This is a genomic window from Streptomyces sp. NPDC043726, assembly GCF_056436565.1.
Genome location: NZ_JBWKCI010000002.1, coordinates 753250 through 774897, shown reverse-complemented (window position 1 = coordinate 774897; position 21648 = coordinate 753250). Strand labels below are relative to the sequence as shown.

The window sequence follows — 21648 nt, the reverse complement described above, 5'->3', positions numbered from 1 at the left end:
CGGGGGAATCCGCCGTGACACCCACCACCAGCTGGCAGCCCGGCCGCCGATTCCTCCTGCGGGTGGCCGGCCTGCCCGTCGAAGCCGTACGCGACCTGCGCTGCCCGGCCTCCGCCCGCTGGGCCGACCAAGTCCTCGCCGCCGAGCGGGACCTGACCGACCGGGGCAGCGAACTCAGCGACCTGCTGCACGCGTTGCTGCCCGCGGTCGACCGGGCCCACCCCGCGGGCGGAGCCGCGCGCCGCCTGCTGCTCACCCTGCGCCGCGACGTGTTCAACAACCGGCTCCCCACCCGCCCCTCCCCCGCCCTCGATCTGCTGACCGAACTGGACCCGGCCGTGGCCCGGCGCACCACGCGGTGGCTGGAGGACCGCCGCGCGCTGACCGGCCTGCTCGACGCCGGCACCGACCTGCTCAGCGACGAACTGGCCCGCACCCGCACGGCGTTGCGCGCCCTGTTGGTGGAGGACCGGCTGCGGCACGGGCTGCTGCTCGCCACGCCGACCCTCGAAGCGCGGCTCGGCCCCTATCTGCGCCTCGGCCCCAAGGACCGGCCCGACAAACGCCAGCGCAAAGTGGAACGCTCCGTGCTGTCCTACGTCTACCGCACGGCGTGCAAGACCAGCCCTTTCAGCACGTTCACCGGTGTCGCGCTCGGCGAGTTCGGCGACGGCGCCGACCCGCGACTGCGCCTGGACACACCATGGCGGGGCCGGGTACGGCTGAACGTGGTCGCGCTGGCCCGGCTGGCCGAACTGATCCTCGCCTCCCCCTCCTTGCGCGCCGACCTCCCGGTGCGACTGGCGTCCGGGTGGGTCGGCGACGACCGCCGCGTGCGCTACGTGCGCCGCTGGGTGACCGCGGGCGACGACGACGCGGCCGTCACCTTCGACGCGGTCAAGGACCGCCTGTTCTACCTGCGGCGCAGCGGCACCCTGGACCGGCTCATCGCCCTGCTGGGCGAACGGGACCTGCGCTACCGGGAGGTGGTCGACTGGCTGTGCGCCGAGCACGGGGCGGACGCCGACCTGTGCGAAACGTACGTCGCCGCGCTCCTGCAACTCGGCATGCTGCGGGTGCCCTGCCTGGACACCGACGTGCACACCTCCGACCCGCTGGCCGCCTTCCGGGACAGCCTCAGCACACTGGACCGGCCCTGGGCACACGCGCTGAACGGCGAACTCGGCAACGCCGCGGCGCTTTTGGAGTCCTACCCCGACGCGGACACGCCCGGACGCACCATGCTGCTCAGCGGAGTGCGCGCCTGCCTGGAGCAGGCACAGCGGCTGCTGGGCGCCGACGAGGTGTCCCTGCCGCAGACGCTGGCGTACGAGGACGTGGACGCCGGCGCCGGCGTCTCGGTCGGCCTGGGCACCTGGACCGGCACGGACGGCGGCGCGCTGCGCTCGGTGGAGCGGATCCTGCCCGCGTTCGACCTGACCCTCGCGCAGCGCGTGACGTTCAAGGGCTTCTTCCTCGCCCGCTACGGCCGCGGCGGCCGGTGCGAGGATCTGCTGGGCCTGGTGCACGACTTCCACGAGGACTTCTTCGACCAGTACCTGTCCTTCACCGCCAAGCGCGTCCCCTTCGACGCACGCGGCGAGTACGTACCGGAGGAGAACTGGCTGGGGCTGGCGGAACTCAGGACCCTGGACCGGGGACGGCGGGCGTTCATCGACCGCATGCGCGCCCTGTGGGCGGCGCACTCCGGCCCCGGCGACCTGGAACTGCCGCACGAGCACATCGACGAGGTGGCAGCCGAACTGGACGGCCTCGCAGCCCCGTTCACCCCGCACAGCCACCATCTGCAACTGACCGAGGAAGCCGGCGAGCCGCTGATCGTGCTCAACCGCTCCTACGGTGGTGTGTCGTTCCCCTTCAGCCGCTTCACCCACGTCTGGGATCACCCGCACGGGCCCGGCCTGTCCGGTCCGCTGCGTGAGCAGACCCGAGAACTCACCCCGCCCGGAGCGGTTCTCGCCGAGGTCACCGGCGGTCCCGTCACCAGCAACCTCAACCTGCACGGACGGCTGACCGACTACCAGATCGTGTGCCCCGGGGAGGCGAGTTCCGTCCCCGAGGACCAGCGCATCCCCCTCGCCGACCTGCGCCTGGAGCACGACACGGGCACGGACCGGCTGGTGCTGCGCTCGGAACGCCTGGACCGCGAGGTCATCCCCGTGTACCTGGGTTACCTGGTACCGCTCGCCCTGCCCGAGACGGCACGCACCCTGCTGCTGATGTCACCCACCTCACTGGCGCCGCTGGATGTGTGGGCCGGAGTCCCGCACGGCCCAGCCCACCAGGGCGTGACCCGCCGCCCTCGGGTGCGCCACCGCAACCTGGTCCTCGCCCGCCGCTCGTGGTCCACCACCGCGGCCTCGCTGCCCGCGCTGCCCGCCGGCTCCCCGGAGGTCGACGTGTTCCTGGCCTGGCGCCGCTGGCGCCGTGAGCACGATCTGCCGGCGCGGGTCTTCGCCACCGTCTCCACCGGCCCGCACGGCGGCGCGGGCGCCAAACCGCAGTACGTCGACTTCGACAGCCCGCTGTCCCTGGCCGCGTTCGAGTCGCTGGTCAAGTCCCCCGACGACCGGGTGGAACTGCGCGAGATGCTCCCGGCCGAGGACGGCCTGCACGTCGTCTCCGAGCGGGGCAGCCATGTGGCGGAGCTGTCCGTGGAGACCTTCACCCACATCCCTCGCACCCAGGAGGCCGCCCCATGTCCGAGCTGACCCCCTCCCCCGGCGCGTGGCAGGCCATCCACATCTTCTACGCCGCCAACCCCCAGCCCCTGCTGGTGAACTGTGTCGGCCCGCTGATCGCGGAGCTGACCGACGACGGTCTGCTCGCCGGGCACTTCTTCATCAACTACTGGCTGGAAGGCCCCCACGTCAGGCTGCGTCTGCGGCCCGCGTCCGAGGAGGCCACGGCCGAGGTGCGCCACCGGGCCGAAACGGCCATCGCAGCCTTCCTGCGCTCCAGGCCCGCGCTGTACGAGGTGGACTCCGGGTTCCTCAACGAGTTCTACAACGCCCTCTTCGAGATCGAGTTCCCCGAGGGCGAACGCGGGGACTTCATGGGCGAGGACGGCCGGATGCGACTGCGGCCCAACAACTCCCAGTCCTACGAGCCTTACGAGCCCGAGTACGGCAAGTACGGCGGGCCCGCGGGCGTCGCCCTGGCGGAGTGGCACTTCGCGCACTCCAGCGACCTCGTCATCGAGGCGCTCGGCACGATGAACCTGCACCTGCGGACCGTACTGCTGGGCACCTCCGCCCAGTTGATGATGGTCATGGCGGGCTGCTTCCTGCCCGACGACGGTGAACTCGCCGACTATCTGGACCGTTACTACGCGTTCTGGCACAAGGCGTTCCCGGACACCGGGTTCATCGGCTCCACCGAGTACGACCGCAGTTACGCCGAACTCGCCCCGCGGCTGGGCCGCCGCTTCGCCGAGATCCGCCGGGCCGTCGCCACCAAACGGCTCGACCGGCTGCCCGCCTTCCTGCGCGGCTGGGCGGCGCACTGCCTCGAACTGCGCGGGCGGGCGGTGGCGCTGGCCGAGGCGGGGGAGCTGGTGTTCCGCTCCTGGGACGGGACCCGTGACGAACGGGTCACCGACCCCGCCGTCGCCCTGCCCCTGCTGCTCTCCCCGTACATGCACATGACCAACAACCGGCTGCATGTGACCATCCGCGACGAGGCCTACCTCTCGCACATCCTGGGCCGGGTCCTGCGCCCCGGCACCGACACGAACGCCGAGGCCGCCTCATGACGCCCGACACGGCCGAGATCGGCTCGTACCGGCCCAGGCTGCGGCCGGAGATCCTGCTCAGCCCACCGCTGCTGCGCGGCCCCGCCACCGTCCACCTCATCAAGGACCCGCTGGACGGCGCCTCCTTCGAGGTGGGCCCGAAGGAGTACTTCCTCATCTCCCGGCTGGACGGGGCGCGCGACCTGGAGGAGATCGGAGCCGACTACGCGGTCGCCTTCGGACGGCGGCTGGGCGAGGCCAACTGGCGCCAGTTGCTGGGCCTGCTGGGCGCCAAGCGGCTGCTGGCCGGCGCACCGGCCCGCGAAGCGCCGTCCGCTCCCCCCGGACCACCCTTCACCGGCACCCTCCTGCGCGGCAGTCTGCGCCTGGTCGCCGACGCCCAGGCCACCACCACGCGCCTGCACGGCATGCTGCGCCCACTGCTGCGCCCAGGCGTGCTGCTGCCGCTGCTGGCGCTCTGTCTGACCATGGAGGCCGTACTGGCCGCCTCGGCCGGCACGCTGCTGAGCGACACCGGGTGGCTCTTCGGCCAACCGGTCGCGCTGCTCGCCGTGTTCACCCTGCTGTGGCTGAGCACCGCCAGCCATGAACTCGCGCACGGCATCGCGGCCCGCCACCACGGCGGCACCGTCAGCGAGATCGGCCTGCGCTGGCGACTGCCCGTGGCGATCATGTACTGCCGGGTGGAGAACTACCGCTTCCTCGCCCGCCGACGCCACCAGCTCACCATCGGCGCCGCCGGCGCCTTCGCCAACCTGCTGTTCCTGCTGCCCTTCGCCCTGTGGTGGGCGGCGCTGGAACCGGACGATCCCACCCGCCGGGTACTGTCCGCCCTGCTCCTGCTGGGCAGCGCGCAGGCGCTGGTCAACCTGTTGCCCCTGCCGCCGCTCGACGGCTACACGATGCTCGCCCACACGCTGGGTGTGTCCGGCTACGCGCCCGAGAGCGCCCGCTACCTGAGACTGCGGCTGCGCGACCGGCAGGCCGCGGCCGCCTACCCGCGCCGCGCGCGAAGGCTCTACCTGGCATACGGGATCGGCTCGGCCGTTCTGGTCGGTCTGCTCGTGGCCGGTGCCGTCACCACCGCGATCGCTCTGCTGATCCCCTGACCTGCCTGCCCCGAGGAGCTGTTGATGACGGAGACGGAAACCGTGCCGGCGGACTCCGGCACCCCTTTCGCGGGCACGGCCATCACCGTCGAGGGGGTGAACAAGCGCTACGGCACGCGACAGGCGCTGGACGGGGTGTCCCTGCGGATCGGCCGAGGCGAGTTCTTCGGCCTGCTCGGGCCCAACGGGGCGGGCAAGACCACCCTGTTGGAGATCATGGAAGGCCTGCGCCGCGCCGACTCCGGGGGCGTCCAGGTCCTCGGCGGCGCACCCTGGCCGCGCAACGTCGCGCTGCTGCCGCGCATGGGCGTCCAGACCCAGTCCTCGGCGTTCTTCGTACGGCAGAAGGCCCATGAGCACCTGGCGACGGTGGCCGCCCTCTACCGGGCGGACCGGGCGGCGGTGGACCGAACACTTCAGACGGTCGGGCTGACGGATCAGCGGGACACCCGGGTGGAGCACCTCTCCGGCGGCCAGCGTCAGCGGCTGGCCATCGCCTCCGCCCTGGTCCACGATCCCGAACTGCTCTTCCTTGACGAGCCGACGGCCGCGCTGGACCCGCAGGCGCGCCGGGATCTGTGGGGCGTACTGCGCGGCCTCAAGGCCGCGGGCCGCACGATCGTCTACACCACCCATCACCTGGACGAGGCGGAAGCCCTGTGCGACCGCGTGGCGATTATGGTCGCGGGCCGGGTCGCCGCCCTGGACACACCGCGCGGGCTGGTCGCCGCCGCCGACGCGCCCACCTCCGTGCTCCTGCCGCCGGACCGCATGACGCTCGCCGAGGCGACAGCGCTGCCCGCCGTCGACCACGCCGAAGTGCGGGGCGGCAGCCTCGTGTTGGAGACACGGCGCTCCGGTCAGGTCCTGTCCGCACTCGACGCGGGGGCGGGCCTGGACGGCGTACAGACCCGCACGGCCTCCCTGGAGGACGTCTACCTCCAGCTCACCTCGCCGACCCGATCCGCCGAAGAAGCCCATCCGCACGCCCAGCCCGCCAAGAACACGGAGCACCGGCCATGAGCGCCTACGCGGCACTGACCTCCGCCGGCTACCGGGCCCAGGTCCGGGACGCCTCCACCCTCTTCTTCACCTTCGCCTTCCCGCTGGTCTTCCTGGTCGTCTTCGGGCTGATCTTCAGCGGCCAGGACCTGGAGGAGACGGGCCGCCCCTACATCTCCTACATCGCGCCCGGAGTGATGTCCTGGGGTGTGGGCAACGCGGCCGTGTTCGGGATCGCGTTCACGCTGATGCAGTGGCGCCGCGACGATCTGCTGCGTCTGATCCGCCTGACGCCGACGAGCCTGCCCACGGTCCTCGCCTCACGCTACGTCCTGGCGCTCGCCGTCGGAGTCGTCCAGGCGGTGGTCTTCGTCTCCGTGGCACTGCTGCCACCGTTCGGCCTGGAACCGGACGCCCGTTGGCCCCTGGCGCTGCCCGTCCTGCTGCTCGGCATCACCGCGTTCCTGACGATGGGGGTGATCATCGGCTCGTACGCCGACACCCCGGAGTCGGTCGCCGCCATCGCGAACTTCCTGATGGTGCCCATGGCGTTCCTGTCCGGCTCGTTCCTGCCACTGGACATGATGCCGTCGTGGCTCCAGACGCTCTCCCTGGCGCTGCCGCTGCGCTACTTCAACGACGCCGTCACCAACTCCCTGTCGGGCAGCGGGAGTCTCGCGGACATCGCGGCGGACTGCGGCGCGCTGGCCGTATTCACCTTGGTGTGCGCCGCCATCGCCCTGAGGACCTTCCGCTGGAGCAGCCGCCCATGACACCGACGACCGACGGGCTGCCGCTGGAGCAGGCGCGGCAGCACCTGCGCCGGGAACTGGCCAGGAGACGCCCGCCCGGCAAGGCGCCCGAAGTGGTGCCGCTCGGGGCACGCGACGTACTGGGCGGGCCGAGCGGCGACCCGTGGGCGTCCGAACGACCGGCCGCAACCGTGCACCTGAGCGCACGTCAGGTCCTGGTGGGTCCCTGGGGCGGCGCCCCGGACCGCCAAGCCTGCGGCACCTGCCTGGCGATGCGCTGGCAACGACTGCGCTCACGCACCGAGCGCGACGCCCTGGAGACCGGCCACCCCCGCACCCTCGCCCTGCCCTGGCCCGCCCAACCCACATTCCTCACCGACGCCGTACACCTGCTGCACCAGGCCGTCCTCGACTCCGGCGACGCCGTGCCGCCCGGTGCGACACCCGCCGACCGGTCGCTGCCGCAGGTGTCCTGCCTGGACGTGGCGACTTTGACCACCAAGACCTTCCCGCTGTACGCAGACCCGCTGTGCCCGCACTGCGCCACCCGCGGAACGGACACCCCGGAAGCGGCCCGACTCCGGCTCACCCCGCGCCCGAAACCCTCCCCCGGCTCCTATCGGCTCCGCCCGGCGTCGTCCTACCCCCTCGCGCCGGCCGCCCTGGCAAACCCCGTCACGGGCCTGCTCGGCAGTGGCACCTGGCTCAACGTGACCTCTCCCACCACGGCCCCGGTCGCGGGCAGCGTGTTCATGCGCGGCTACGCCGGTCTGACCGACGTCACGTGGAGCGGGCAGGCCAACGGTTTCTCCGCCAGCCGCGACCTGGCCTTCCTCGAAGGGCTCGAGCGGTACGCCGGAACGCACCGGCGACGCGCCACCGAGCTGTTGACGGCGTCGTACAACAGCCTCGGCCAGGGCGCGCTCGACCCCGCCGACTGCGGCTTCTACGCCCCGGAGACCTATCGCGACGACCCGCTCGTCGATCCCTTCGACCCCGACCGCCCGATCCCCTGGGTGTGGGGCTACTCCCTGCGCGACGAGCGACCGGTACTGGTTCCCGCCCGGCTGGTCCACTACAGCGCGGGACTCGCCGCGGACAACTTCGTCTTCGAGTGCTCCAACGGCTGCGCCATCGGCAGCTGCCTGGAGGAGGCGGTCCTCGGCGGCCTCCTCGAACTGATCGAGCGGGACGCCTTCCTGCTCGCCTGGTACGGCGGAACTCCCCTGACGGAGATCGACCTCGCGGCGGTCGGCGATCCCACGGTCCGCGCCATGATCGACCGGGCCGGACTCCAGGGCTACGACGTGCACGCCTTCGACAATCGCATCGACCTCGCGGTGCCCGTGGTCACCGCCCTGGCCGTGCGCCGCGACGGCGGGCCGGGGCTGCACTCCTTCGGCGCCGGTGCCTCGCTCGACCCGACCGCCGCGCTGGAAGGAGCACTGTCGGAGGTGCTGACGTACATTCCGCACCTTCCCGGCCAGGTGGCGGAGCGGCGCGGTGAACTGGAGGCGATGGCGGCCGACTTCACCAAGGTGCTGCATCTGAAGGACCACGCACAGCTGTACGGCCTGCCCGAGACGGCCGTGCACGTCAAGCCGTACCACGAGCCGCGGGCGGTGCTGCCGCCGGAGCGGATCTACGCGTCGTGGGAATCCTCCCGCCGCCCGCGCACCGGAAACCTGATGGACGACGTGGCTTTGTGCCGCGACGAGTTGACCGGCGCCGGCCTGGACGTGATCGTCGTGGACCAGACCACGCCGGAGCAGGAGCGCATGGAGCTGCGGACGGTCTGTGTGCTGGCGCCGGGGCTGCTGCCGATCGACTTCGGCTGGACGCGTCAACGCGCGCTGCTCATGCCCCGGCTGCGCACCGCGGCCCACCGAGGCGGGCTGCGCGCCAAGGATCTGGCCGAGCACGAGATCCGGCGGATCCCGCATCCGTTCCCGTGACGGGCACGCCCCGGCATCCGGTCAGGACGGACGCCGGGGCGTGCGGGCCCGGGATCAGGCGCTGCAGGAGGTGGTGCTGGTGGTGGAGGAGCAGGTCGAGGTGGAGGAGCAGCTCGTGGAACCGGCGAGCACGACTTCGCTGGCGTCCGAGTAGTCCGAGATCTCGAAGGTCTCCGACTCCAGCTCCAGGATCTCGTCGGCGAGGGCGGCGAGGGTCGACTTGTCTGCCATGGTCACTCCCGTTGAACGCATCCCCCCGGGCCGTTCCCGGGGTGGTTGACAACTTCATTGGACCGGGCGCCACTGACGGATCCACGTGCGGTGCGCTGACAAAGCACTGCCGCCGCAACACCCGAACACCGGCGCTACGACCCCCTGCGGGCCGTCCGACAGCACTCCGCCACCGGCATGCGATCGATGTGCCAGGGATGTGCCAGCGATGTGCCAGCGAGCTGACGGCCGGCCACGGCCCTCCCACCGCACCATGGCGGCATGACCTCCGCGGCGACCCTCCCTTCCGGCAGCCACACCCCCTTGCTGCGGCAGTTGGACGCACTGCTGCGTCCCCTGACCGTCTTCGCGATGGACCTGCACCAACACCCCGAGCCGTCCGGCGAGGAAGCGCGAACCGCGGCACGACTCGCCGACGCGCTGACGGCGGCGGGCTACTCGACCACCCGCGGCGTAGGAGGACACGGCGTGGTCGGCGTCCTGGTCAACGGCCCCGGACCACGCGTCTACCTGCGGACCGAACTGGACGCCCTGCCCCTGCGCGAGCGCACCGGCCTGCCCTACGCCGCGCAGGGGCCCCACATGCACGCGTGCGGCCATGACCTGCACACGGCCGCGCTCCTCGGGGCCGCCACGCTGCTCGCGCGCTCCCCGCGGGACTGGCGCGGCACCGTGGTCGTCGTCGGCCAGCCCGCCGAGGAAACCCTGACCGGTGCGCGCGCCATGCTCGCCGACGGCCTGTACTCCCGGTTCGGTCGCCCCGACACGGTCCTCGCACAGCACACGGCACCTTTGCTCGGCGGGATGGTGGCGCACGGCTACGGCCAGCCGGTCCTCGCGGGCAGCGCGAGCCTGGACGTCACGCTGCACGGCAGGGGCGGGCATGCCGGTGCGCCGCACCTGAGCGTGGATCCCGTGGTGGCGGCCGCCGCGGTCGTCCTGCGGCTGCAGCAGATCGTGTCCCGGGAGTGCGCTCCCGCGGAACAGGCCACCGTCACGGTGGGCTCGCTCCGCGCGGGCACGCACAGCAACGTCGTGCCCGAGAGCGCGTCACTCGGCATCACCGTGCGCGCGCTGACCTCCGCGGGGCTGGACCGTCTCGTGGCCGCCGTGGAACGGATCGTGCGGGCCGAGTCGGCCGCCTCCGGCTGCCCGACCGATCCCGACATCACGGTGGTCTCACGCTCGCCGGTCACCCTGCCGGACCCCGATCTGACCGGGGCGGTACGCGAGGCGCACCGGGACGCACTGGGCACCGAGCGGCTCATGCCGTGGGCGCCGTCGATGGCCACCGAGGACTTCGCCCTCTACGGGGACGCGGGGCGGGACGTCCACGGCTGCGCGGGGATCGCGCTCGGCTACTGGATGGTCGGGGTCGTCGGCCCCCGCCAATGGGCGGCCACCAGCGGCGAGACCGTCCCGGAACGCCTGGCGGCGCTACCCCCCAACCACTCCCCGGAATTCGCCCCGCACCTCCCCCTCGCCCTGCCCACGGCAACCACCGCGATGACGACAGCCGCGCTGACGGCACTGTCCCGACAGGGCACGCCCACACAACACGACCTGCGAGCACCCAGATCCTCACCCGGCCAATGACACTTCCCCGGCACCGGCCCGCCACCGCGCGGCCCAAGCGCCGGCTGACGAGGTCGACGAAGACCGGCAGCCGTACGGCGCTCCGCCGAGGATGCCCGCGATGCGGGGCCGTACGTCCACTGGCGCTGGGGCAGGCCCGTGCTGGGGACTTGCCTGCGGCGTCGATCGTCACACCATCAGTGGGAGAGGATGACCGACCACCTCGACGCCGACGCCGTCGTCCCCGCCGACGGCCCCCTGCTCACCCCGCTCGACCGCGCCCACACCGCCGGGCGCGCCTGGATCGCGGAGCACCGTCCCGGCGGATGAGGCTGCCGGTCGCGGTGCCGAGCGGGGCATCCTCTGCGGCACGACGCCCTGTGGCGAACACCCTCTCAGCCTCGCCGCCTTCGACCGGTCCATCGCCGACGCCCTGCCGAAGCATGCCGAGCCCTCAAGTCGCGCGTCGAACGCCGCGAGGGTCCGCCCCGCCCCTGACCGCCCCAGCCACCGCTCAGCGGGTCCGGCCGCAACCACCGCGCAGCAGGTCCGGCCGAGCGGCGGTGGGTGTGGCCGGCGCGGATCGCGCCAGGAGACGCCGTCCTGCCCCGCTCCTCACCCCGGCGCCGACCACATGCCGTCGACCTGGGAAGAAGGCCCTTCCTCCACGCCAGGTGCCGCGGCGCGCGCACCTTCCCCTCCGGCCGACGTGCGTCGCGAGATCATCCGGGGTCAGATGGGAGGTATCGGGTCCGGCGGACGCTGACGCTCGAGGCCTGACGAGGAGGCGCCTGACATGACATCCCACACGCAAGCCGCGGGTCGGCAAGGGCATGCACACGGCAGCGGCCTGCTGGTGTTCGCCGCCGTCGTCATGATCTTCAGCGGCATCATGACGCTGCTCGGAGGCATCGCGGCCATCGCCGAGGACGACGTGTTCCTGGCGACGCGCAACTACGTCTTCGAGTTCAGCCTGACCGGCTGGGGCTGGGTCCATCTCATCCTCGGCATCGTCATCATGCTCGCCGGGTTCGCCCTGTTCAAAGGCGCCGTGTGGGCCAGGATCGTCGGCGTGCTGCTGGCCGGACTCAGCATGATCGCCAACTTCATGTGGCTTCCCCACCAGCCGTGGTGGGCGCTGGTGTTCATCGCCCTGGACGCACTCGTCATCTGGGCGCTGTGCGTGGCTCCCGGACCGATGCGGGACTGAGGCTCGGGACGGCCTCGCGTGGCAGCCGACACTGCGACCCGGGCGCTGCCGCGGCTGGTGCTCGTCATCGGCGTGGCAGGAGTGGGGAAGTCGACGGTGGGGCGTCTTCTCGCTCGACGCCTGGGCTGGGCGTACCGGGACGCGGACGAGTTCCACTCCGCGGCCAACCGCACCAAGATGGCTGCCGGTCATGCGGCCCGCACGGCGTCGACGTCTGGCTCGGTGAGGGCACCCGGTGGGTGCAGGTGTACACCGGCGACACCCTGGCCGAACCCGAGCGGCGGCGCCGAGGGATCGCCGTGGAGGCGATGCCCTGCCCGCCGGACGCCTTCCGCAGCGGCACGGACCTCACCGTGCTGAAGCCGGGCGCGACCCACGTGCTGCGGTGGGGACTGAGCCCCTGGGGGGATACGTGACACCGTCCGTGGAGCCGACAGCGAGCGAGATGAGTGCGACCGATTTCCGGGCGCTCTACGAGCGGCTACGGGGCCGGGCAGCGCCGGGGACGGCGGGCGGCCGGTGTGGCACGCTGCGTCACCTGACTCCCGAGCGGGTGGCGGCGGCCGCCGCGGAAGTGCGCTTCGGGCGTACGGTGTCGCTGGCGGCGGCGATCGAAACCGAGCGCGGCCCCGATGCACCCGAACCGGCGGTGCATCGGATGACCGGACCGAGCCCGGACGATCTCGGCTCGGATGACCTGCACTTCGCCACGGACCGCTTCGCCATGAACGTGCACGGCGACACGGACAGCCACCTCGATGCCCTGTGTCACGTGCTGTTCGACGGAGAGCTCTACGGCGGGCTGCCCGCGACCTCCGTGACGGCTGACGGCGCCGGGCAGCTCTCCCTCGACCTGGTCGAGAACGGCATCGCCGGCCGGGGCGTGCTGCTGGACATCCCCCGGCTGCGCGGCGTGCCGTGGCTCGAACCGGGCGACCAGGTGATCGCGGACGATCTGAGGGCTGCCGAGGCCGCCCAGGGAGTCCGCGTCGGGCCGGGAGACGTGCTCTGCGTCAGGGTGGGACATCGTCTGCGGCGCACGGAACTCGGGCCTTGGCACAGCGCCGAGGCGCGGGCGGGTCTGCATCCCATGGCCGTGGAGTTCCTGGCCGAGCGTGAGGTCGCGGTCCTGGGCGGCGACGGCAACAATGACACCGCGCCCAGCGCGGTGCCGGACGTCGCCTTCCCCGTCCACGTCCTGGCCATCCATGCCTTGGGCATCCACCTCATGGACTATCTGCAGTTCGAGGATCTGCTCCCCCACTGTGTGCAGGCCGGCCGCTGGAGCTTTCTGTGTGTGGTCGCTCCGCTGCGGCTGGCCGGAGCCACCGGGTCGCCCGTGAACCCCATCGCAATCCTGTGATGGACGGTGCGCGCCCCGGGCGGGCCGCTCCGGTCGCCGCCCGCACAGAAGGCGGTTAGCTTCGGGAGGGTGGGCTGCTGAGCCGCGCGCCCAGGGGGTGTGCAGGTGCCTGACACCAGGTCGGGGCCATGATCCAGGAACGGTGGTCGCCGTGGGTGACGCCCCGCACTACGACGTCGTCATCATCGGCACCGGAGCCGGCGGCGGCACGCTCGCCCATCGCCTCGCCCCGTCGGGCAAACGCGTCCTTCTGGTCGAGCGCGGCGGCTATCTGCCGCGCGAGCGCGACAACTGGGACTCCACGGCCGTGTTCGTCAAAGGCAAGTACCGGGCACCGGAGTTCTGGCTCGACAAGAGCGGCACCGAGTTCCCGCCCGAGGTCAACTACTACGTCGGCGGAAACACCAAGTTCTTCGGCGCGGCCCTGTTCCGGCTGCGCCCCGAGGACTTCGGCGAGCTGCGGCATCACGGCGGTGTCTCTCCCGCCTGGCCGATCCGCTACGAGGATCTGGAGCCCTACTACACGCAGGCCGAGCATCTCTACCGCGTCCACGGCCGGCACGGTGAGGATCCCTGCGAGGGCCCGGTGAGTGCGCAGTACGCCCATCCGCCCGTGGAACACGAGCCGCGGATTCAGCAGTTGAGCGACGATCTGGAAAAGCGTGGCCTGCACCCCTTCCACCTGCCGATCGGCGTCAACCTGAGCCAGGAGAACGGGGGGCGCCCCGCCCGCTCCAGCGTCTGCATCCGCTGCAACCGGGTCGACGGCTTTCCGTGTCTGGTGCGCGGCAAGTCCGACGCGGAGGTGATCTGTGTCGAGCCCGCTCTGGAGCACCCCAATGTCGAGCTGGTCACGCACACCCAGGTAGTGCGGCTGGAGACCGATGAGGGTGGGCGCAGGGTCAGCGCGGTGGTGGGCCGGCTGCCCGACGGCTCGGAAGTCCGGTTCACCGCGGATGTGGTGGTCGTCTCCTGCGGGGCGGTCAACTCCGCGGCGCTGTTGCTGGCCTCGGCGAACGAGCACCACCCCCGTGGCCTTGCCAACAGGTCCGATGTGGTGGGCCGGTTCTACATGCGGCACAACAACCTGGCCCTGATGGCCGTGTCGAAGGAGCCCAACGACGCCCAGTTCCAGAAGACCCTGGCCCTGCACGACTGGTATCTCGGCGCGGACGACTGGGACTTCCCGCTGGGCGGCATCCAGATGCTGGGCAAGTCGGACGCCGAGCAGATCCACGCCGAGGCTCCCCGGTGGGCCGGTGCGGTGGCACCCGACATGCCGTTCGAGGTACTGGCCCATCACGCCGTCGACTTCTGGCTGTGCGGTGAGGACCTGCCGCTGGCGGACAACCGGGTCACCCTCGACGGTGACGGTCGTATCCGGCTCACGCTCGATGAGAAGAACAACATCGAGGGCCTGAAGCGGCTGAGGCACAAACTCCAGGGCATGCTGGGCCACTTGGGCATGCACGAGCACCATCTGCTGTCCCACAGCATCTATCTGCACAAGGGCATGCCCATCGGGGCGACGGCGCACCAGGCGGGCACCGTACGCTTCGGCACCGACCCAGCCGACTCGGCGCTGGATGTGAACTGCAAGGCACATGACCTGGACAACCTGTACGTCGTCGACACGAGCTTCTTCCCGAGCATCGGCGCGGTCAACCCGTCCTTGACGGCCATCGCCAACGCGCTGCGCGTGGGGGACCACCTCGTGAACCGGCTCGGTTGACGGCGACAGAGGGACGTTGGTCTGTCCGGACGAAAGTTGTCGGCGCAACGGCCCAAAGCGATTTCGGAAGGGATGCCGGCCGCCCCATCGGGTGATTGCGTGACCCTGCCCGGCCGAGCCGGCCCAGGGCACCGCCGCAGCAAGGAGGCAGTACCGCATGGATTCCACTGTGGGCGCGCCGCAGGGCGTGATCCCGGCGCGTTTGCTGCACGGCCAGAAGGCGCTGGTCACCGGCGCCAACTCGGGCATCGGCAAAGCCACGGCGATCGCTCTGGGCCGGGCCGGGGCCGACGTGGTCGTCAACTACGTGGCGGGGCGAGAGGCCGCTGAGGAGGTGGCCGGGGAGATCGCCTCGTTCGGAGTGCGCTCGGCGGCGTACGAGGCCGATGTGTCCCAGGAGGACCAGGTCATCGCCATGATGGACCGGATGGTCGAGGAGTTCGGCACGATCGACGTGCTCGTGGCCAACGCCGGCCTGCAGCGCGACTCCCCGGTCACCGAGATGACGCTCGCGCAGTGGCAGAAGGTCCTGGACGTCAATCTCACCGGTCAGTTCCTGTGCGCCCGCGAGGCGACCAAGGAGTTCCGGCGCCGGGGCGTGGTGCCCGAGGTGTCCTGTTCCGCCGGGAAGATCATCTGCATGAGTTCGGTGCACCAGCTCATCCCCTGGGCGGGTCACGTCAACTACGCGTCCTCCAAGGGCGGCGTGCACATGATGATGCAAACCCTGGCCCAGGAGCTCGCGCCGGAGAGGATCCGCGTGAACGCGGTCGCCCCGGGCGCCATCAAGACGCCGATCAACCGGACGGCCTGGGAGACCCCCGAGGCGCGGAAGGACCTGCTCAGGCTCATCCCCTACGACCGGATCGGCGACCCCGAGGACATCGCCCACGCCGTCGTGGCCCTCGCCTCCGACCTCATGGACTACGTGGTGGGAACCACCCTGTACGTCGACGGCGGCATGACCCTGTTCCCCGGCTTCGCCACCGGCGGATGACGCTCTCTCACCCCTTGACGCTCCTGTCGGCCGGGGAAATCATGGCCGCCACGCTGGCTTCCACCATCTCCTGGTCCCCCTCGGCGTGGCCTTCGCGAGGCAGCCGTCGTGGTCCCGCCGCCCCAGAATTTCCGACAGCCGCAATGTCTCTCCCCTCTTCGTGCATGCGGAATTGGCGCCCCTTGCGTGGCCCATAAGTCGACTTACGGAATAGATTGGTCGTGATTCGGCCTTCAACTATTCGACTGGTTGACGGGTTCAACTTTCCGTACGGCCATTACCCCTTGACTCGGCGAGGCTGTAAGGGGAAGCGTGGGATATGAGGTGCAATTCGATTCAAGTCAGGTGATGCACCATGGAAGCCGCCATTCGCAAGCGCACCGCCGTAGCCGTGTGCGGTTTCGCGCTCTGCGGCGCGCTTGCCGCACCCGCAGTCATCGAAGCGGCCTCGGTCGTGGCCGAGAGCGGACAGTCCCAGGTCGACGCGGAGAAGAAAGTGAAGCCGCCGAAGAAGCCGAAGAAGGTGCACTAATCCAGCCCCGGTGCCGCTCGTCGAGACCGAACCAACGGTCGCAGTCGACGTCCTGCTGGATTCGCCGATGCCCTCAAACCCTCTTGACCGCTCTACCTCTCCCCCGCCCGGCGACCCCCTGCCGCCGGGCATATGAAACCGGCGCCTCAACTCGCTTGCTTTCACTGGTGATTGCGATTAGAGCGCTTGGGGGCCTCGCCTCGTTTCACCATGCGTGATGGGCGCTTGGGCCGGTTGTTCACGACGTACCCTCGGTGTGAGGGGGGTGCCGCAGCCTGCGCGGACGCTGCGCTTTCCGGCCTGACATCATCAGGGCCCTTGCGGACCTGATGGCGTTTTGGAGGAAGCGGTAGCGCCTACTACCCACGCACAGAGGAAGACGAGGGAGGCCAGGGCGACGACGGCCGACGCGAGTTCGATCCCGTCACCGAGACGCGCCGGAGCACCCCCCAGGAACGGGACACGGTCGTGCTCCTCGGACCCGCACCCGCCTCTCCCCCGCCGTGACGGACGCTGCGCTCGCTGCGGCTCGCCCCGCGTCAGGCGTGGGTCCGCCGGTCCTCGCGGAGCATCGCGTCCAGGGTGATCGCCGCATCGATCAGCGCCAGATGGGTGAAGGCCTGCGGGAAGTTGCCCAACTGCCGTCCCGTCAGGTCGATCTCCTCGGAGTACAGCCCCAGGTGGTTGGCGTAGGTGAGCATCTTCTCCAGGACCAGCCGGGCCATGTCGAGGCGTCCGGCCCGGGCCAAGGCGTCGACGTACATGAACGTGCACAGGGAGAAGGTGCCCTCGGAGCCGCGCAGCCCGTCGGGGGACGCCTCCGGGTTGTAGCGGTAGACCAGGCTGTCGCTGACCAGCTCGCTCTCCATCGCGTTCAGGGTGGTCTTCCACATCGGGTCGTCCGGCATGATGAAGCCCACCGTCGGCATGCGCAACAGCGCGGAGTCGAGCACGTCGTCGCCGTAGTGCTGCACGAAGGCCTGCTTGGTGGGGTCCCAGCCCCGGTCGAGCACCTGCTCGTAGATCGCGTCCCGCGCCTCGACCCAGCGCCCGCCGGCCGCGGGACGGCCGTCGTCCTGAGCCATCCGCAGAGCGCGATCGAAGGCCACCCAGGACATCACGCGCCCGTAGGTGAAGTCCTTGCGGCCGCCGCGGGTCTCCCAGAGCCCTTCGCCGGGCTGATCCCAGTGGTCGACCAGCCAGCCGAGCAGGGTGTGCAGGGCCTTCCAGCCGCCGTGGTCGAGGTGCATGCCGTGCTCGTGCGCGAAGTAGATGCTGTCCAGCGCCTCGCCGTAGATGTCCAACTGGAGCTGGTTGGCCGCCCCGTTGCCGATCCGGACCGGGGCGGAGCCGCGATAGCCCTCCCAGTGATCCAGGGTCTCCTCGACCAGGTCGGCGGAACCGTCGACCCGGTACATGATGTTCAGCGGCCCGGACCCGTTGTCCTGACCCACCTTCTCCTTGACCCGTTCGTGCAGCCAGTTGATGAACGCGGAAGCCTCTTCCCGGAACCCCAGGCCGAGCAGGGCGTACACCGAGAACGACGCGTCGCGGATCCAGGTGAAGCGGTAGTCCCAGTTGCGCTCTCCGCCCAGCTGCTCGGGAAGTCCCGTCGTGGGGGCGGCGACCAGGGCGCCGGTCGGCGCGTACGTCATGAGCTTCAGCGCGATGGCCGAGCGCTCCACCGCCTCCCGCCAGCGGCCGGTGTAGGTGGACTGGCCCAGCCAGGAGCGCCAGTAACGGACCGTCTGGTGGAAGAGACGGTCGAACTCCTCCACGCGGATCTCCTGCGGGGGACCGTCCGGAGCGGATTCCATGATCAGACCGCGCTGCTGTCCCGCCTGCAGGGTCAAGGAGAAGCGCACATCGGTGTCGTCGGCCGAGAGGATGTTCAGCAACCGCTGGTCCTGCGGCTCCCGGACGGCGTGGACTGCCAGGCTCAGGTCCTCGGACGTGAACACGGCCCCGTGCTCGGTCAGGTGCAGCTCGTGCGGCTTACGGCCGTAGTCGAAGCGCGGGGCGATCTCTCCTTGGAACGTCATGCTGCCGCGTACGCAGCGCAGCATGCGCACCAGACGGTGCCGGTCGGTCGCGGTCGTGCCGGTCACCGGCATGAAGTCGACGACCTCCCCCGCCCCGGCCTCGGTCATGAAGCGGGTCACCAGGACGGCGGTGTCGGGGTGGTAGAGCTGTTTGGTGGTGTACGTGTCCGCCGCCGGCCGTACCGTGAAGTGGCCGCCCTTGGTCCGGTCGAGGAGAGCGCCGAAGACGCTGGGCGAGTCGAAGCGCGGACAGCAGAACCAGTCGATCGTCGCGTCGATCGTCACCAGGGCCGCTGTCTGCAGATCACCGATCAGGCCGTGGTCCTCGATCTGGGGGTAGTCGTCCATCGCGGACCCCTTTCAGCCCTGGTCGGCCGCAGGCAGGGCTGACGCACGCGGCCGATCACACGAACGGGGCGACACCCGATCAGCTTAGGCCGCCGGTGCCGGTCCGTCCTGGCAAGGCCATCGCACGAGGTGACAGCGGTGCCTGCCGCTGCGCCGGTGCGGAAATCGGCCTAGCGTGAGGTGATGATCGTCCCGATGGCGAAGCCGGCTCCCTGGCGTGGCTCGAGCACCTGGCTTTTCGGTGAAGGGGCGTGACGTGGGTGTCATGACGTCCTGGGCTGCCAGATTCCGGCTGCGGCAGTACATCAAGGCCAGCCTGTGGATCCTGCCGCTGCTCGGCCTTGTCCTGGGCGTCCTGCTCGCCGAGCTCGCCCTTGCCGCCGACAACGCGGAGTGGATGCCGGGTGGCTGGCACTATTCCGCCACGACCGCGACCGGGGTGCTCACCGCCATCGTGGGCGCGATGGTGGCATTGCTCGGTTTCGTCGTCACCATCGGCGTGCTGGTCGTGCAGCAGGCCACGGGCACACTCTCGCCCCGCTACATGCGGCTGTGGTACCGCGACCGGCTGCAGAAGGCCGTGCTGGCCACCTTCACGGGGACCTTCGCGTTCGCCTTCTCCCTGCTGCGCAGCGTCGAATCCGACTCGGTCCCCGACCTCGGGGTCACCCTGGCGGGCGCGGCGGTGGCCGTGAGCCTCGTGCTCCTGCTCGTCTACCTCAACCGGTTCACCCACAGTCTGCGGCCCGTGGCCATCGCCGAGCTCGTCGCGGGCATGGGAGAGTCCGTCTTCACGAGCGACGCGGCCGCCATCCGGGGCGCGGCTCCCCGTGAAGCCCAGTCCCTGACCCTGCCGCCCGAAGGGGTACGGATGCGTATCCGTACCGAGCGGGGAGGCGCCGTCCAGGCCTTCAATGTGCCCGGCCTGATCGCGGAGGCGGCGCGACACGACTGTGTCTTCGTCGTCACCCGGCTGGTGGGGGACTTCGTTCCGCCCGGCACCGTCATGGTGGAGGTGCACGGGGGCACCTCCGAACCGGACCCGGTGCAGGTGACCGGTCTCATCGCCCTTGGGGCCGAACGCACCATCGAACAAGACCCAGCTTTCGCCATGCGGGTCCTCGTCGACATCGCCATCCGGGCGCTGTCCCCGGCCGTGAACGACCCCACCACGGCCGTCCAGGTGACCAACTACATCGAGAGGCTCCTGCACACGGTGGGCAGGACACCCCTGCCCGGCCGTTACGTGCTGGCCGACGGCCAGGGCACGGCTCGGCTCGTGCTGCCGGGCCGCAACTGGGACAACTACCTTCAGCTGGCCCTCTGCGAGATCCTCGACTACGGACGCGCGTCCGTCCAGGTCTGCCGCAGGCTCCGCGCCATGCTCGACGGACTGCTCCAGGCCTTGCCGCCAGAGCAACAACCCTCCGTACGCGGACAGTTGTCCCTCCTGCAGGACTCGGTCGAACGGAACTTCACCGATCCGGCCCGCCGGGCCGTCGCGCAACAGGCCGACTCCCAGGGCATCGGCGGGCAGTCCTGCCCCTGACGGACCGGCCGTTTGGCATCGCCACACCCTGACGAGCGCGTCGACGGCGGGGCGCCTACGGGATGCCGTGGCCCAGCCAATCAGGGCCATGACATCCCGCATGACGCCGCAGCCAGGGTGCCACTATCAGCAGTAGAGGTTGCCGCCAGGCGACGTGCCGAGGATCTGCGTGAACCGCTGATAGTTGTTCACGCGGCTCTGGACCTGCGCCGGATTCTTGCCGTCGCATTCCAGGGAGCCGTTGATGCTGCGGATCGTCTGGCCGAAACCGGCCTGGTTGACCATCGCGTTGTGCGGGGTCATGGTGCCGGGGCCGGTCTGGGTGTTCCAGTACCACAGGGCGGTCTTCCAGGCGACGGCCGAGTCGTTCTGCACCAGCCACGGGTTGCCCAGCAGATCGATGCCGAGCGCGTCGCCCGCGGCCTTGTAGTTGAAGTTCCAGCTCAGCTGGATCGGGCCGCGTCCGTAGTAGGCGGCCTGTCCGGCCGGGCAGCCGTACGGGCGACTCCAGTCGCAGTAGTGCGGGTAGTTGGCGGTGTTCTGCTCCACCACGTGCACCAGACCGCCGGTCTCGTGACTGACGTTGGCGAGGAAGGCCGCGGCCTCCTGCTTCTTCACGGTGTCGCTGCCGGTGTTCGCGAACCCGGGGTAGGCGCTGAGGGCGGCGGTGAGCCCGCTGTAGCTGTAGAAGGAATTCCGGTTGGGGAACATCTGGTTGAACTGCGCCTCCGTCACGACGAAGCGCGCGTTGGGCGTACCCGGCCCGCTGTCACAGGCGTACGGCTCCCAGTACCAGGTGCTGATGATGGGGTCGTAACCCGGGTTGGCGTGCTCGGCGATGTATGCCTTGCCGTCGGTGTAGCGGACGATGTCACCGGCGTTGTACGACCGTCCGGCCACCCAACTGGGGTAGCTGGAGCAGGCCGCGGCGGCGGCGTTAGTGGCGGGGAGAAGCACCGGGGCGGTGCCGGCGAGGGCGAGGGTGGCCAGGACTGCGGCGACACGGCGTCTCGACACGTTGTCAACTCCTTTGCAGGGCACGGCCGTACGCCGGAGCAGGACGCAGCGGAGCCCGCTCCGCACGCACCGGTGGACCGGACATGGCGTGGGGCGGCCGTGGTGGGGGGCTGTCTGCGGAACACTCAACCGCGTTGGTCTGTACCAGTCAAGGGTGTAGACCAGTTCAGGCCTAGACCAATCAGGGAGTTGACGTTGGAGCGGCGCCGCTCCGCACGCTGCACCGAGCGCTCAACTCCAGCTCATGCCGGCTGACCTCCGTCGCGCCGGCCCGCATGCCGCCGCGCTGATCATCCCCGTTCGCCAACTCACGTGTAGCGGCTCCAGAACAGGGCCCACTATTGGCTCTCTTCCTGCTCCGGGCACCACCGTCTCCACGGGGGCCCGCACCCGCTGGCCCGGGCTGATCTCCGGCAGGTCCCTCGCCCTCGACGCCGCCTGTCCCTGCTGTTGGTCCAC

17 protein-coding genes and 1 pseudogene are annotated in these 21648 nt (G+C 70.6%); 15 read left to right on the top strand and 3 right to left on the bottom strand.

What is annotated here, in order from left to right:
• Positions 1-14: 14 nt before the first annotated feature.
• The 6 genes from AC068Z_RS08155 to AC068Z_RS08130 are packed head-to-tail and all read left to right on the top strand — an operon-like array spanning position 15 to position 8593.
• Positions 15-2732 (top strand): lantibiotic dehydratase, encoded by a 2718-nt coding sequence (locus AC068Z_RS08155; RefSeq protein ID WP_478553462.1) that lies wholly within the window; start codon positions 15-17, stop codon positions 2730-2732.
• A complete protein-coding gene (locus AC068Z_RS08150; protein ID WP_478553460.1) occupies positions 2720-3775 on the top strand; it encodes a lantibiotic dehydratase C-terminal domain-containing protein in 1056 nt (351 codons plus the stop codon). Before AC068Z_RS08155 ends, AC068Z_RS08150 begins: the two co-directional genes overlap by 13 nt.
• Positions 3772-4884, top strand: coding sequence for a peptidase M50 (locus AC068Z_RS08145; RefSeq protein WP_478553458.1), 1113 nt, complete (start codon positions 3772-3774; stop codon positions 4882-4884). The genes AC068Z_RS08150 and AC068Z_RS08145 overlap by 4 nt, the downstream gene beginning before the upstream one ends.
• Before the next feature lie 24 nt (positions 4885-4908).
• A complete protein-coding gene (locus AC068Z_RS08140; RefSeq protein WP_478553456.1) occupies positions 4909-5907 on the top strand; it encodes an ABC transporter ATP-binding protein in 999 nt (332 codons plus the stop codon).
• On the top strand, positions 5904-6659 hold the full coding sequence (locus tag AC068Z_RS08135; protein WP_478553454.1) for an ABC transporter permease: 756 nt from the start codon (positions 5904-5906) through the stop codon (positions 6657-6659). Before AC068Z_RS08140 ends, AC068Z_RS08135 begins: the two co-directional genes overlap by 4 nt.
• On the top strand, positions 6656-8593 hold the full coding sequence (locus tag AC068Z_RS08130) for a TOMM precursor leader peptide-binding protein (RefSeq protein WP_478553452.1): 1938 nt from the start codon (positions 6656-6658) through the stop codon (positions 8591-8593). Before AC068Z_RS08135 ends, AC068Z_RS08130 begins: the two co-directional genes overlap by 4 nt.
• A gap of 54 nt (positions 8594-8647) precedes the next feature.
• Here the strand turns inward: AC068Z_RS08130 and AC068Z_RS08125 are convergent, their stop codons facing one another.
• On the bottom strand, positions 8648-8824 hold the full coding sequence (locus tag AC068Z_RS08125; RefSeq protein WP_053760578.1) for a thiazolylpeptide-type bacteriocin: 177 nt from the start codon (positions 8822-8824) through the stop codon (positions 8648-8650).
• A 261-nt stretch (positions 8825-9085) separates the two neighbouring features.
• On the opposite strand from AC068Z_RS08125, the gene AC068Z_RS08120 reads away from it, so the two are divergent.
• From AC068Z_RS08120 to AC068Z_RS08085, 8 genes and pseudogenes are all read left to right on the top strand, one after another.
• Entirely contained in the window at positions 9086-10420 is a 1335-nt protein-coding gene (locus tag AC068Z_RS08120; protein WP_478553450.1) for an amidohydrolase, read from the top strand.
• A 775-nt stretch (positions 10421-11195) separates the two neighbouring features.
• Entirely contained in the window at positions 11196-11609 is a 414-nt protein-coding gene (locus AC068Z_RS08115) for a DUF7144 family membrane protein (RefSeq protein WP_478553448.1), read from the top strand.
• A gap of 18 nt (positions 11610-11627) precedes the next feature.
• Positions 11628-11774, top strand: a pseudogene (locus AC068Z_RS08110) (shikimate kinase); the annotation flags it as partial.
• A gap of 74 nt (positions 11775-11848) precedes the next feature.
• A complete protein-coding gene (locus AC068Z_RS08105; RefSeq protein ID WP_478553789.1) occupies positions 11849-12025 on the top strand; it encodes a hypothetical protein in 177 nt (58 codons plus the stop codon).
• A 29-nt stretch (positions 12026-12054) separates the two neighbouring features.
• The gene (locus AC068Z_RS08100; RefSeq protein ID WP_478553446.1) at positions 12055-12972 is read left to right on the top strand and encodes a cyclase family protein; all 918 of its coding nucleotides are present in this window, start codon (positions 12055-12057) and stop codon (positions 12970-12972) included.
• A gap of 151 nt (positions 12973-13123) precedes the next feature.
• Positions 13124-14704 (top strand): GMC oxidoreductase, encoded by a 1581-nt coding sequence (locus tag AC068Z_RS08095; protein WP_478553444.1) that lies wholly within the window; start codon positions 13124-13126, stop codon positions 14702-14704.
• Positions 14705-14861: 157 nt separating this feature from the next.
• Complete coding sequence (locus AC068Z_RS08090) at positions 14862-15701, top strand: SDR family oxidoreductase (protein ID WP_478553442.1); 840 nt, start codon at positions 14862-14864, stop codon at positions 15699-15701.
• A gap of 355 nt (positions 15702-16056) precedes the next feature.
• A complete protein-coding gene (locus tag AC068Z_RS08085; RefSeq protein ID WP_478553440.1) occupies positions 16057-16233 on the top strand; it encodes a hypothetical protein in 177 nt (58 codons plus the stop codon).
• A gap of 539 nt (positions 16234-16772) precedes the next feature.
• Here AC068Z_RS08085 and AC068Z_RS08080 read toward each other — a convergent pair.
• Entirely contained in the window at positions 16773-18623 is a 1851-nt protein-coding gene (locus tag AC068Z_RS08080) for a glycoside hydrolase family 15 protein (protein WP_478553438.1), read from the bottom strand.
• Between the two features lie 265 nt (positions 18624-18888).
• On the opposite strand from AC068Z_RS08080, the gene AC068Z_RS08075 reads away from it, so the two are divergent.
• Positions 18889-20172: a DUF2254 domain-containing protein gene (locus AC068Z_RS08075; RefSeq protein ID WP_478553437.1), complete on the top strand. Its 1284-nt coding sequence runs from the start codon at positions 18889-18891 to the stop codon at positions 20170-20172.
• A 126-nt stretch (positions 20173-20298) separates the two neighbouring features.
• Here the strand turns inward: AC068Z_RS08075 and AC068Z_RS08070 are convergent, their stop codons facing one another.
• On the bottom strand, positions 20299-21189 hold the full coding sequence (locus AC068Z_RS08070; protein WP_478553435.1) for a glycoside hydrolase family 19 protein: 891 nt from the start codon (positions 21187-21189) through the stop codon (positions 20299-20301).
• Positions 21190-21648: the final 459 nt, after the last annotated feature.